This is a genomic window from Thermomicrobiales bacterium (genome assembly GCA_023954495.1).
Taxonomy (GTDB): Bacteria; Chloroflexota; Chloroflexia; order Thermomicrobiales; family CFX8; genus JAMLIA01.
On the sequence record JAMLIA010000001.1, the window covers coordinates 59,907 to 72,407 of the forward strand.

11 protein-coding genes are annotated in these 12,501 nt (G+C 61.3%); 3 read left to right on the top strand and 8 right to left on the bottom strand.

All coding sequences use genetic code 11. From position 1 onward, the window contains the following. Positions 1 to 20: 20 nt before the first annotated feature. The 3 genes from M9890_00295 to M9890_00305 are packed head-to-tail and all read right to left on the bottom strand — an operon-like array spanning position 21 to position 3,675. Entirely contained in the window at positions 21 to 809 is a 789-nt protein-coding gene (locus M9890_00295) for a creatininase family protein (GenBank protein MCO5175411.1), read from the bottom strand. Continuing rightward, entirely contained in the window at positions 802 to 2,061 is a 1,260-nt protein-coding gene (locus M9890_00300) for an exonuclease SbcCD subunit D (GenBank protein ID MCO5175412.1), read from the bottom strand. The genes M9890_00295 and M9890_00300 overlap by 8 nt, the downstream gene beginning before the upstream one ends. 3 nt (positions 2,062 to 2,064) lie before the next feature. Beyond that, positions 2,065 to 3,675 (bottom strand): ATP-binding protein, encoded by a 1,611-nt coding sequence (locus M9890_00305; GenBank protein MCO5175413.1) that lies wholly within the window; start codon positions 3,673 to 3,675, stop codon positions 2,065 to 2,067. Positions 3,676 to 3,761: 86 nt separating this feature from the next. Here M9890_00305 and M9890_00310 point away from each other — a divergent pair, with 86 nt between their 5' ends. Then, complete coding sequence (locus M9890_00310; protein ID MCO5175414.1) at positions 3,762 to 5,645, top strand: GAF domain-containing protein; 1,884 nt, start codon at positions 3,762 to 3,764, stop codon at positions 5,643 to 5,645. Positions 5,646 to 5,654: 9 nt separating this feature from the next. Here the strand turns inward: M9890_00310 and M9890_00315 are convergent, their stop codons facing one another. The 3 genes from M9890_00315 to M9890_00325 are packed head-to-tail and all read right to left on the bottom strand — an operon-like array spanning position 5,655 to position 9,677. After that, positions 5,655 to 7,013: a (Fe-S)-binding protein gene (locus M9890_00315; protein ID MCO5175415.1), complete on the bottom strand. Its 1,359-nt coding sequence runs from the start codon at positions 7,011 to 7,013 to the stop codon at positions 5,655 to 5,657. A 20-nt stretch (positions 7,014 to 7,033) separates the two neighbouring features. Beyond that, complete coding sequence (locus M9890_00320; GenBank protein MCO5175416.1) at positions 7,034 to 8,224, bottom strand: FAD-binding oxidoreductase; 1,191 nt, start codon at positions 8,222 to 8,224, stop codon at positions 7,034 to 7,036. Beyond that, entirely contained in the window at positions 8,214 to 9,677 is a 1,464-nt protein-coding gene (locus tag M9890_00325; protein MCO5175417.1) for an FAD-binding protein, read from the bottom strand. Before M9890_00325 ends, M9890_00320 begins: the two co-directional genes overlap by 11 nt. Before the next feature lie 108 nt (positions 9,678 to 9,785). Here M9890_00325 and M9890_00330 point away from each other — a divergent pair, with 108 nt between their 5' ends. Both M9890_00330 and M9890_00335 read left to right on the top strand, forming a co-directional pair. Further along, positions 9,786 to 10,256: an EVE domain-containing protein gene (locus tag M9890_00330; protein MCO5175418.1), complete on the top strand. Its 471-nt coding sequence runs from the start codon at positions 9,786 to 9,788 to the stop codon at positions 10,254 to 10,256. A 24-nt stretch (positions 10,257 to 10,280) separates the two neighbouring features. After that, positions 10,281 to 11,231, top strand: a complete 951-nt coding sequence (locus tag M9890_00335; GenBank protein MCO5175419.1) for a pyridoxal-phosphate dependent enzyme — start codon at positions 10,281 to 10,283, stop codon at positions 11,229 to 11,231. 1 nt (position 11,232) lies between these two features. Here M9890_00335 and M9890_00340 read toward each other — a convergent pair whose 3' ends face one another. Both M9890_00340 and M9890_00345 read right to left on the bottom strand, forming a co-directional pair. Then, positions 11,233 to 11,769, bottom strand: coding sequence for a GNAT family N-acetyltransferase (locus tag M9890_00340; protein ID MCO5175420.1), 537 nt, complete (start codon positions 11,767 to 11,769; stop codon positions 11,233 to 11,235). Between the two features lie 28 nt (positions 11,770 to 11,797). Beyond that, the gene (locus M9890_00345; protein ID MCO5175421.1) at positions 11,798 to 12,415 is read right to left on the bottom strand and encodes a TMEM175 family protein; all 618 of its coding nucleotides are present in this window, start codon (positions 12,413 to 12,415) and stop codon (positions 11,798 to 11,800) included. Between the last annotated feature and the right edge of the window lie 86 nt (positions 12,416 to 12,501).

Here is a 12,501-nt window from a genome sequence, read left to right on the forward strand (position 1 = left end):
CCCGTTGCTGTACCTGCGTTTTACGGAATTCGCTCTCGAATCCACTCAGCGAGCATGTCGGCCATCCGGTCGCGATAGGCAAAGCCGCGCGCTTCCGTCGCCGGACGTGCATCGCCCAGGATGCCGTTATTCGTCAGCGCCACCATGCCCTGCTCGAAGATGATCTTCTGCGCATCAGGTCCGAAGTCGCCAACGTAGCCTTCCTCGGCGTATTCCATCTCGACGAGTGAGCCGTTCGCGGCCAGCACGAGCGATGTCTCAGCTTCGCCCGCATGTGCGCCGGCTTGTGCCGCCGTCAGGCCATCTGCCTCAGCAACCTCGAACATCGGCTTGATGAACTCGTTCAGGTCACTATAGGCGATGAAGCGCGCGCCGCCGATCTTGCCGCCGGTCTCGTCCTCAAGCGCACGCAGCGGCAGGAAGTTGCCACCGTGACTCGGCACGATGATGATCGTTTCGAAGCCGTGCGCCGCCAGGCTGGCGACATACTGCTTGACGACAGTCTTGAACGTCTCAGTGTCGAGCGTGATCGTGCCGGCAAACGGCATGTGATGCTCAGACACACCGAACGGAATCGTCGGGCCACGCAGGACGCCCGGCAGACGCTCAACGATCGCGTCGGCCAGGAACGTGCCGAGCAGCGTGTCGGTCTGCATCGGCATGTGCGGGCCGTGCTGCTCCATCGACCCTGCTGCAGCGACGATTGTGCGCTGCCCGCCGTCGATCGCCGCCTTCACCTGCGGCCACGACATCTCCTCCAACCGACGACGATCCGTCGATCGCCCTTCGGCCTTACTGACATCAACCACTTTCGCCGCGCCCTTCCGTCTCTTGTCGATGTTGCGTGATCATCTCCAGCCCCATGGACTTGACTCGCGTCTTCAGTTTCGCATCATACTGCTTCTGCTCCAGCCAGCGACCCAGCATCGTGGCTGCGTCACGCGCGATTTCCTCGTCCAGCTCGGCCCGAGCGCGCGACACAGTGTCGCTTTCGATCGTCACATATGCGACCGAGAATGCACCGGCTGCCTGCAGCGCGCGGCGGATCTCGACTGCTGAGACGCTCCCCTCCCGCCCAGGATCGACCTGGACGATGCAGCGCACAACCGCGTCACGAATTCGCTCCGCATCTCGACTGAGCTCGTGCATCACGACGCGGTCCGGCGTGTCGCCGCCGGCCTTGATGCGAATCGTCTCAAAGCGTCGCGCCGGCAGCGCCACGAACGTGAACGACGTCTCGCGCTCCGGTCCCGTCGTGTCGATTTCAACCTCGACATAGCCCTTCGGCTCATGCTCCTCGCCGAAGTCCACGCGCTCCGGGCTGCCGGCATAGACAACCGGCGGGTGCGTGCCGATGACCTGATGCTTGTGGATGTGGCCCAGCGCAACATAGTCGAACCCGCGCGCATGCAGGTCGTCGCGCCCGACCGTGACATCGCGACCGAGCATGATCGACTGCTCGTAGCCGAGAGTTGCCCCCTGCAAACTGACGTGCGCCATCAGAATAGAGGGGAGGGAGGAATCAATATGCTCAAGTTCCTCACTAACGAGCTCCGATACCACCTGCCGCTGCCTGCGATCCAACTCCTCATCCGTCATGTGACGATGCATTTCCAGATTTAGCAGGAGTGAGCGAGTGATCCACGGTAGCGCAACTATCTGGAGTGGCCCGCTCTTCGTATCGAGCACGAACGACTCGATATTGCGGCTGACGTGCACTCTGGGGATTTCGAGGACCTTATACAGTTCGACCGGCGTTGCGCGACTCGCCATATTGGGGAGGTCATGGTTGCCAACCAGAATTGCGATTGGCACGTTCGCCTGAGCGAGCCGAAGAACGCGACGTGCAAACTCTCGCTGCAATGTCGGGCTGGGATCACGATTCTTGAAGGCGTCACCCGTAAAGAGGACGGCGTCAAAATCATCACCAATTGCGCGATCAACAATCGCATCAAATGATCTGAGAAAGTCGAGTACGCGCGTCGACAGGCCAGTCGCAGGATCGAGCGAACCATGATTATCAATACCGAGATGCAGATCAGAAAAATGGATGATCTTCACGTCTCAGGAATCCCCTCCGACCCGCAATCCTCGCAGGAGAGCCTTGGCTGAACTGGTATCAAAATGATCCTGGCTCTTGTTCTCAGTAAGCAGCTTGCGGCTGTATTCTCGTGTCCGAACGACCATCGGCATCGGGATGGCATGTCCGACAACGAGGCACTGTTGCGTTGGCTCCAGGCTGGCCAGCATTGAGCGCAGTCCCGATCGGTCGCCCGTTCCGCTGAGGACCGCTCCGATGTCGTGCTCGTCGGTCAGCAAACCGCTGATGCGTGTTGCAAGCTGCGACATCACTTCCGAGTCGATCTGACTCGGGCGCTGGTCGACGACCATCAGAGAGACATCGAACTTGCGCATCTCGCGGGCGATGATGCCGAAGATCGATTGCCGTGCCGCCGACGGACTGAGGAATTTGTGCGCCTCCTCGAGCACGACTACGAGCGAGCGCCCCTTATCGAACGTCTCATTCGTCCGACGCTTGTCCGCCGCCTCGCGATACTGCTCGTGAATGCGCCTCGTCAACAAATTCGCAACAAGCATGTAGTCGCGCAAATGATCCCAGCGACCGAACTGCACGATGACGTGCCGACCTTGTTGCAAGTGATGGACGATCTCCTGAATCTGATTGGCGGTTGCCTCCTGCACAACGTATTCTCGTTCGCCCAGATAGGCGAGCTTGCGCCGTAACCCATCTATCGCACCTTCGTGCGCTCCAGTCTTCGCAACGAACTCCTTGATATCTTCAGCGTTTAGCGTCAGGAGCCTTGACAACCACTGGCTCTTATATTCTCGCTTGAGCAGAAATGTTGTGGCACTGAAGGTGTCCGTCAGGTTGAGCTCGTCTTCAAGCAGCGCGATGTCTTCAGGTTCGATCTGATTCATTCCAATTTGGATGTGGTAATCGGCGTCTGATGATTTGCGGTCAAGGCTATAGACCTTGACTTCGGTCGATCCGAATAGATTGCGCAGACCAGGGATCTCTGGCTTGTCCTGCCGCGCATCGGCGTATTCGTCGTGCATGTCGAAGATCAGCGCTGACGCGATGTTGCTGCGGATCAGCCCGAACAGAATCAGACGGGTCAGGACACTCTTGCCGGTACCGGTCTGTCCAAATATCCCGCTCGGTCGCTCGACCAGTTTCTTGAGGTCGATCGTGACCTTGACGCCGTCCATCGCGATAGGCGCGCCGACCGAAAAGCGCCCGTCGCCTTCCTGTCCGAAGACAACATCGAAGTCCTCCTCGCGAGCACGGCGCATTTCTGCAAAGTGCGAGGGGATCGTGCGAACAGCGCGCGGCGCACCGCCTTCAAGCGAGTCCTTGTCCTCAACGACGAGACTCGGACGAACCGTCGCGGCGGTAAAGGTGTGGATGCCCTGCAACGCGGCACGGATGAATGCGCTCTCGACCGGCGGGTCAGCGACAACTGTTGGGTCGGTCGTGCGTAACTGCAAATCGTTGATCAAGCTGAAATAGCGGTCGCGGTTGCCTTCAAGGACGACAAAGCTGCCGACCTGTAGGTCCTCGGCATAATTCCCGTTCAATCGCACCGTCAGGCCCGCGCTGAAGCTGCCTTCAGTGACCACGCCGAGCACGTCGTCACGGCTACCTGAATCCATGAGTCCTCCGGCCTGACACAGTGTCCGTACGCATCAGAAGTGTATCATCGCCCCATACTGACCCATTGGCGACAAGGGGGATGTCAATGGCTGACGCGAAGATCGCGCCGATTGATGCACTGACGCAGTTTCTTGAAACTATTCAACCAGAGCCGACGCAAGCCGGCACACAAGCAAAACGTGCTGCGTATCGGCTCGGCGCATCGTGCGCCGAAGCTGACCTGACGATTGAAGAGACGTTTGAGTTGCTGGAGCAAAGCGCCGCTGACCTGCTCGCGGTGCTCAGTGCCGATACGCTCGGCTCGATCGTCCGCGGCTACGTCGATCAGGTCGTCCGCATGCGCGGCACGACGCACCGACCGCCCGGCCGGCTCTCCAGCCACGTCGCCCGCCTCGCCGCGCTGCACCGAATCAACCGCGCGGCGACATCCAGCCTGCGCCTCGACGACGTCCTGACGACGATCGTCGAGACCGTGGCAGAAACGATCGATGGCGACGCCTGTTCAGTGTTCCTGCACGATGAGCACACCTCGGCGCTGATCCTTCGAGCCACCAAGGGGCTGAATCCGGAGGCCATTGGCCGCATCGCCATCCGGTCCGACGCTGGTATCACCGGGCTTGCGGCCACCAGCCACCAGACGCAGGTGGTCGAAGTCGCCCAGTCGCATCCGGCGTTCTTCACCTACCCGATCGTTGGCGAAGAGCGCTACACGTCGCAGGTGTCGGTGCCGTTGCTCCTGCGCGAGCCCGAGCGCCTTGTTGGGGTGATGAACATTCAGTCGATCGCGCCGCGGTCGTTCGATCCGGACGAAGTCACGTTCCTCGAGACGGCCGGCGGCGAACTGGCAATCGCAATCGAGAACGCGCGGCTATACAGCCAGACCGACGAAGCCCTCCATCGTCGTATCGACGAGATGCGGGTGCTGCAATCGGTCAGTCGCAGCCTCGTCGCCGAGCGCCTGCCCGAGGATCTGTACCCGTTGATAGCGCAACACGCAGCATCGATTGCGCGCGGTGACGCCGCGGTTGTGCTCGCTACGACACCGGAGTCAGATGGGATGCCACACTGCGTCGGCACGGCGGGTCCGGAGCATGCCGCAGACATCTTCCCGCTCTCACTGGTTGAGCGCGTGACGACAACACGAAGCGCCGTCGCTGTTGAAACTGACGGCGAGCAGATACTGATCGGCGCGCCGCTGCTCACAGCGCATCGACTCATCGGCAGCGTCTTCGTCCGAGCGCGACTCGACGAGAACCATATTGAGCAGAAGCTGGGCCTCTTCCAGGCGTTCGCCGACGCCGCCGCGCTGGCGGTCGAAAATGCCGAGCTGTATGACGAAGCCAATCGCGGGTTCGCGCGCGCATCTACGCTCTTGCAGGAGATGCACCACCGCGTCCGCAATAACCTGCAAACGGTCGCAGCGCTGCTGTCGATGCAGGCTCGCCACGCATCGCATCCTGCCCACAAGGCCACGCTCCAGGAGGCGGTTGCGCGAGTCCAGTCGATCGCCGCTGTCCACAATCTGCTATCGGCCGACAACCTGACGTCGGCGACGGTGACGTCGATTGTGAAGCACGTCGTTGACGAAGCGTCGGTCAATGTCGTGCCACATGGCACGCACGTCGAGTTTGAGGTCTTGCCGAGCGATGCGACGGCCAGTTCCCGGCAGGCGACGATCCTGGCGCTACTCGTGAATGAATGCGTGACGAACTCCATCGAGCACGGCATGGCCGATCGGGATTCGGGCCACATCTGGATCAGACCAAGCAGCGACGACGGCCAGATCGAATTGCGGATTGAGGACGACGGTAGCGGCCTGCCGGACGGCTTCGACATCGAACGCGACAGCAGTTTGGGCCTGCGTATCGCCCGAACCCTCACCATGTCCGACCTCAAGGGCACGTTCGATATTCGGAACCGACCCGAGGGTGGCGCCGTCACGACGATCCGGTTTCCCGCAATTAGTTAGCGATGCGGATCACACCGTAACTGGCGCCGCCGCTGCCGCGTAGGCGTTGTCGAGCAACGTCATGATATGGACAACTTCGACCTGCTCGCCGCGCTCACGTAGACCAGCGACGAGTTGCATCATGCAGCCGGGGTTAGCCGAAACAATCGTTCGCACGCCGGTGGTCGCAGCGTTGTCCAGCTTGCGGGTCAGCAGCGATGCCGACACTTCCGGCTGCATCAGGTTGTAGATACCGGCACTCCCGCAACACATCGTCGACTCGGGCATTTCGACCAGCTTCAAACCCGGTATCGCATGCAGCAGCTCGCGCGGTTCACGAGTGATGCGCTGTGCGTGCGCCAGGTGACACGGCTCCTGGTAGGTGACTTCGATTTCAAGATGCCCCGGAGTACTCGCCAATCCAGCCTGAGCCAGGAACTCGGTTGCGTCCTTGACGCGCTCACTAAACTGCTTCGCGCGCTCGGCGTAGGCAGGGTCATCGCGCAGCAGGAAGCCGTACTCCTTCATTGCAGCACCGCATCCAGCCGCGTTGACGATCACCGCATCAAATTGCGGATTGTCGAACGCTTCGATGTTGGCGCGCGCCTGAGATCGGCCATTGTCCATATCACCGGAGTGAACGGACAATGCACCGCAGCAGCCCTGGCCAGTCGGCACAACAACGTCGTAGCCATTGCGCGCTAGCACGCGCGCGGTCGCTCGATCGACATCTGCGTAGGCGGTGCTCATGATGCAACCTGCCAGCAGCGCAACAGTTCCCCGTCGTTCGCCTTCGGCCGGCCAGTACTCCTGTCCTGGGATGAGGAATTCGTCCGTCAGCTCCGGCAGCATCGCTTCCTGCTTGCTGAGGTTCATGAGCTTGAGGACGCCCGATTTCCGCACGACCTGTTGCGCTCCGCTGCGCTGGTACAGGCGCAAGCCGGACGAGAGCGCCCGGAAGCGTCGCGTGCTGCCGAATGCGCCGCGGAATGCCGCCGTGCGCGCCAGCGAAACGTGCGGAGCGTGGCGATTAACGCGCTCGATCTGCGTCCGAGCCGTCTCGACCAGCTCGCCGTACTTCACGCCGGACGGACAGGCGGCCTCGCAGGCTCGGCAATTGAGGCACAGCGACATCTCCTCCTGGAAGATCGGATCAAGAATACTGAGATGTCCCTCATGGACGGACTTAATCAATGCGATCCGACCACGTGGCGAGGACCGCTCACGCAGCGTCAGACGATAGGTCGGACAGGCCGGCAGACAGAAGCCGCAATGCACGCAAGCGCGCATGACATCTTCAGGCGGGGCATCGGGACCTTGAAACCCGGACAAGCGTTCCGGTTCCACGACTGCCTGGGCAAACTGACCATTGATGGATTCACTGACCATCCCGCTGATGTCCTCTCGCCCTACAGGCCAAGCGCAAACCGACCGCGGTTCAAGCGTCGTTTCGGATCGAAGCTGTCTTTAAGTCGCCGGAGAATCGGCTGAACTGCCTCGGGTGTCGGTCCAAATACATCGCAATCGGCTTTGAGATGCGGCGGCAGCGACAGCCAGGTCGCTGAAGCGAATGCATCGATTCCCGCGTCCTTGATTGATTCAATCGACGGACGACGAGCATACACAAGCCCCGACCCGACATCGGCACAGACCGCCCAGCCAGCGTCTGCCAGCCGTGGAAGCGCCGCTGGCTGCAACGACGCCCGGATCGGCAGTCGTGCGACAGCACCATCAGTCGCGAGGTCGGCAACCGCTCGAAACGTCGACAAGGCATTGTTTCCGTCTTCGGTGAGATCTGTCGCGTTCGGAGCTACAGCCCGCGCAGCCACGTCCATCATACGCTGGACGAGCAGGTCGATCGCCTCAGCCGGGGCATCGCAGCGCACAGACGTCTGCCAACCACTGGGTACGTTCGAAACCACGATTGATGCCGGCAGGAGTTGTGACGTCAGGAGCGCGACGGCGGCAGCGTGTGCGTCCTCCGCCGAGTCATATGTGAGCTGGATCGATCGGCTCGCCGTCGGCGCTGGGAACACCTTCAGATTCAGGCGAGTAACAACACCAAACGCACCCAGCGCTCCATAGTGCAGGTGCATCATGTCGAAGCCGGTGACGTTCTTGACCACCATGCCGCCCGCCTTGGCGTTCACGCCGTCCGGTCCCATCACCTCGACGCCGATGACCCAGTCTTTCAGTGAGCCGCCGCCGAGGCGACGCGGGCCGCTCATGCCGGTGGCGTACGCGCCACCAATCGTCGAACGGGAGTCGTGGGCGGCATCAAGAGCGATCGACTGTCGGTTCGCGGCCAGCGCTTCGCGAATTTGCAGGATTGTGCAGCCCGGCTCGACGGCCATCGTCATATTGTCCGGCTCATACTGCAGAATGCGATTGAGCTTGCCGGTTGAGATGGCAAACTCGAATGGGCCGCCGAGATTGCCGAACGCCGGTCGCGTCCCGCCACCAACGATAAGTGCGTGCGCACCATCGCGCTGCAACGACCGTAGCGTCTCAGCTAGCTCCTGCTGAGACTCCGGAAACCGCACGTCCGTAATCTCGTCGCCATCGACGACAATTGGAACCTGCTCGACCTCAGACGACATACATGCCGTCCACTTCCAGCGCCTGTTGCTTCAGGTTGAAACCGCCGCACGAGAACGCGGTTGGGAACACTTTGTCCGGGTTGAACAGCTCGCGCGGATCGAACGACCGTTTCAATCCGGCCATCGCGGCCAAATCGTCGGTCGTGAAGACTAATGAGAGCGCGTCCTTCTTCTCCATGCCGATCCCGTGTTCGCCGCTGACAGACCCTCCGGCGTCGATGCAATGCGCCAGCAGCGCGTCACCGGCCTCCAGCACGCGCTGAATCTCCCCCGCCCGATAACGATCGAACAGCATCAGCGGATGCAGGTTGCCGTCGCCTGCGTGAAACACGTTGGCGATCTGGATGTCGAAATCGCGGCTGATCTGGCCGACGAACTCCAATGCCGAGGGCAGCTTCGTGCGCGGCACAACGGTGTCCTGCAAGTAGTAGTTCGGAGCGAGGCGACCAAGCGTGCCGAATGCTGCCTTACGACCCAGCCACAACAGATCCTGCTCGGCTTTCGTCGTCGCCGACCGCACCTGTTGCGCATCGTGCAGGCGGCAGAGACGAGCGACCGCTTCCCTATGCTCGGCGACCGTCTCCCGTAAGCCGTCCAGCTCAACGAGCAGCACGGCGGCAGCATCCAGCGGATACCCACAATGGAAGGCGGCTTCAACAGCGGTGATCGTCAGCGCGTCCATCATCTCCAGCGACGCGGGCAGAATGCCGTCGGCGATGATCGCCGTGACGGCTCGCGAGGCGGACTCCATCGTCGGGAACGACGCCAGCAGGACCGCGACCTCTTCGGGAGTGCGCGTCAGCCGCACCATCGCCTTGGTCACGACGCCGAGCGTGCCCTCCGAGCCGACTAGCGCGCCGGTCAGGTCGAAGCCAGGTGTCTCGGCCGACGATCCGCCGACCCAGGTCAGCGAGCCGTCTGGCAGGACGACCTCAAGTCCAAGGATGTGATTGCTGGTGACGCCGTATTTCAGGCAGTGCGGGCCACCGGAGTTGTTGGCGACATTGCCACCGATTGAACACGCGCGCTGGCTGGCGGGGTCGGGCGCGAAGAAGTAGCCCCGATGCGCAATCGCTGTCGATAGATCGAGGTTGATGAGCCCCGGCTCGACAATCGCGTAGCGATCAACTTCGTGCACTTCGAGGATGCGCGTCATCCGGGTCATAACGATCATGACGCCACCGCGACAGGCGATAGCTCCACCAGCAAGACCGGTCCCCGCGCCACGCGGCACGACCGGCAGGCCGTGCGCCAGTGCAACACGAACGACGTCGCGCACCTCTTCAGCTGTAGCCGGCAGGACCGCAGCAACCGGCTGGTGAATCCCGGCGATGGCCTCGTCCGAGGCGTCGTACTGATAGACCGACAGGCCGGCCGGATCTGAGACGACCCACGCTTCGCCGACTACGGCTGCGAGCGACCGGAGCAACTCGGAGCGATCTTGCGTCGCCATGACCTGATCTCCCGTTTCAACACGATCGATGATAGAGTGAACGTACACTTGGTCGGCAAGCGATACTGTCAGCACGCTTGCCGTAGATATAGTGTCAGGATCGCAGATATGTCAAACAATACCAACTGGATTGTCGTCGGCTCGCCGGACAACTATGCGGCCACGCGTGAGCACGGCTTTACGATACAGGGATTGAAGAGCCGACATCGCAAGAAGGCTGAATCGATGCAGCCGGGCGATCGGATAGCCTGGTACATTACCGGCATGAAGGCGTTTGCCGGTTATGCGACGGTTACGTCAACCTATTTCGAAGATCATACGCTGATCTGGAAGAGCAAGGATCCGAAGCGCGACAAGGAAGACTACCCTTGGCGGTTCAACATCGAGCCGGTAATCACCCTCGATCAGGACGACTTTCTGGAAGCCGAGCCGATCGCGCGTCAGATGGCGCACGTCGCCAAATGGCCGGCTGCCAACTGGACGCTCGCCTTCCAGGGCAACGTCCACAAGATCAGCGATGAGGATTTCGACGTGATTCGCCTGGCGCTGGAAAACGCAACCGCGTCGGTCGCCAGTTAGCCCCCGCAAGCAGGAGGAAGATACGTGAGCATCCGTCCGACACTGGACGATATCCGTGCAGCGGCCGCACGGATTGAAGGCGTGGTCGTCAGAACTCCGCTGATTCCGCTCCACTCGTATGGCAAGCCGTCCAGCATCTATCTGAAGCCGGAAACGCTGCAGCCAATTGGATCGTTCAAGCTCCGGACTGTTTTCAACGCCGTAGCGGCCAAGAGCGAAGAGGAGCGGGCGCGGGGACTCTCGACAACCAGCGCCGGCAACACAGCACAGGCGCTCGCCTGGACCGCGCGACACTTCGGCACGACCGCACGCAGCCTGATGCCCGAGCACGCGCCGGAAACAAAGGTGCGGGCGATGGAGGCGTACGGCGGCACGCCGGTCCTCGTGCCCAGCGCAGAAGTCTTTCGCTTCATGACCGAAGAGGGCTGGAAGGACGAGCCGTACACCTTCATTCACCCATGGCGCGAGATGGCCGGTTCGGCGACCATCGGTCTGGAGATTGTCGAGGACATGCCGGAGGTCGAGCGGGTATACGTCCCGGTCGGCGGCGGCGGGCTGATCGGCGGCGTTGGCTCGGCGATTAAAGCTCTGCGACCGGACATCAAAGTGATCGGCGTCGAGCCCGAAGGTTGCTGCGCGTTTACCCGCAGCCTCGAGGCTGGCGAACCGGTGTCAGCGCCGTGCCAGACGATTTGCGATGGCGTGGCGGTGCCGCTCGTCCTGCCGGACGTCTTCGAGGTGCTTCGCTCGGTTGTCGATGAAACGGTGCTCATTTCAGATCGCGACGCCAAGGCGGCGGTCAAGCGTCTGGCGCTGCGTAACAAGCTCGTTGCCGAACCGGCAGGCGGCCTCGCCGTCGCGGCTGCGCTGGCTGCCGAAGCGGACTCGTCCGGTCGAAGCATCTGCATCATCTCCGGCGGCAGCATCAACGATGACCTGCTCGCCGAGATCCTGACCGACGCCTCACTCGATTGAGCTAGTGAGCCGGTCGGTCGAGGATGAGCGCCATCGCTACCTCGTCGACCGGTTCACCATCAACAATCACTGACTGCTTCCGAACACCTTCAACCTCGAACCCCATCCGCGCGTACAGTCGCCGGGCCGGCGCGTTGTGCACCATCGTGGTGAGCTGCATTCGGTGCACGCCATGCTCGGGTGCCCAGGCGATCAGCCGTTCAAACAGGCGGCCGCCAATCCCCTTGCCTGCATACGATTGCAGCACTCCGGCAACAATATCGACACTGTGTCGATTGCGCAGATATGCGCCGCCGGATGCGGTCACGTAGCCAACGAGCGTGCCGTGGTCGACCGCGACGAGAATCGTTGAGTTATCGCTCTGTAACGTGTCGCTGATTTCCTGGCGCTGGCGATCAAGCATCCCACTTCGTTCGCCCGGCTCCAGCATCATCAGGTTCGTCTCGGCATCCAGCGCCAAACACAGTTGGAGAAACTCATCGATCTCATCCGCGCCAAGTGTTCGAATCTGAATCGCAGGGTGTTGTGGGTAGCTCATCAATGTCACCTGCTGCCCTGGATCGCAATCAATCGTCGCCGATGTCTGCCCGAGCGGCGATGACGTGCTCGATTCGTTGGTCCGGAATCAGCCAGAGAATTGCCACGATCACATAGAAACCAACAGCGACGATGATTCCGAGCGTTGAGTCCCCGAAGAGTGCCGCGACAACGATCCCCGCAATGTACAGCGCCGGTGACACCCGGCCCTTGGTATCGCTTCCAACAGCATTCCTGAGCGTAGATTGACGTCCCTGATAGCGAATGATCGCCGCCTGCAGGATGAAGTAGGCGACAGCCGCGCCGAGCAGATTGACGCCGTAGACCACCGTCGGCGTCTTCGTGAACGAGCCCTCATCCATCCATGCAGTCGAGAATGGGATGAGCGACAGCCAGAACAGCAAGTGCAAGTTCGCCCAGAGCGCTGCCCCGCTGATTTGTTCAGTGAGCTGGAACATGTGGTGATGGTTATTCCAATAGATGCCGACGTAGACGAAACTCAACGCGTATGAGAGAAGCCCCAAGCCGGTCGTGTCCCAGAGTGCGGCGAACGTGTGCTTCTCTGGAACACTCAACTCCAACACCATGATCGTGATGATGATTGCCAGGACCCCATCGCTGAACGCTTCCAGACGGCTGGTACTCACAGGCTGGCCATCCCTTCAGACACGCCATCATCGGTCGCCAACTCATCAGTCGGTCGGCTGCGTGCGCGGATCGGTTCATGACGATT